This is a genomic window from Dorea sp. AM58-8, from assembly GCF_003464045.1.
GTDB lineage: Bacteria > Bacillota > Clostridia > Lachnospirales > Lachnospiraceae > Claveliimonas > Claveliimonas ammoniilytica.
The window spans coordinates 1-769 of sequence record NZ_QSDM01000055.1 but is presented as its reverse complement, the minus strand read 5'-3'; the positions used below and the strand labels follow the sequence as shown (position 1 = coordinate 769).

The 769-nt window shown below is 46.4% G+C and carries 2 rRNA genes; both read left to right on the top strand.

The features are described 5' to 3' along the window. Positions 1-101, top strand: a 16S ribosomal RNA gene (locus DXA18_RS15425); the annotation flags it as partial. 240 nt (positions 102-341) lie between these two features. Beyond that, positions 342-459: ribosomal RNA gene (gene rrf / locus DXA18_RS15420) — 5S ribosomal RNA — on the top strand. Positions 460-769: the final 310 nt, after the last annotated feature.

Sequence of the window (769 nt, the reverse complement as noted above, 5' to 3'; positions counted from 1 at the left end):
ACCCAACCGCAAGGAGGGAGCTGCCGAAGGTGGGACCGATAACTGGGGTGAAGTCGTAACAAGGTAGCCGTATCGGAAGGTGCGGCTGGATCACCTCCTTTCTAAGGAAGAAAAAGTAAGGGTTGTTGTTTATTGCTTAGTTATCAAAGAGTGAGTGCACATGCTGTGAGGCAGTTGCGCGGTGAGGGCTTGCCCGCATGAGCGCAAATGATGAACAGAATGTATAAGATGGCTTGAACGTAGCCCGACAAGAAGCGTAGCGGATTGGAGGGTGGAGGGAAAGACAGCACTCACGGCAATAACTAAAGGTTATGAAGTCCGTCAAAAGACTCCGTAATAATTCTGGTGGCGATGCGCTTGTGGGAGACACCCGTTCCCATACCGAACACGATGGTTAAGACGCAAGCGGCCGATGGTACTGCACTGGAGACGGTGTGGGAGAGTAGGTGGCCGCCAGATCAAAAAAAGAAAAAGGCAGATCCGCTGCCGAGAGAACAACTTTATCATAGATACAGGCAAGGATGAGCAACAACTTATCGCCGCCAACCCGATCAGCAGGGAAGTGCTGTTATGATAAGCTGGTTTTACCAGTGATCAGAGTTTTGAAAGCTTGTAAAAAGATTCAGAGTTCTGATGACTGATGAAGCAAAAGCGAAGTTGGTCAGATATGTACCTTGAAAACCGCATACAAGAAATATGATAAGATTTTTAAATATCTTAATCAAGACATCCGAGGTAATTGTTATAAACAGAGTAATGTAGTAATGAT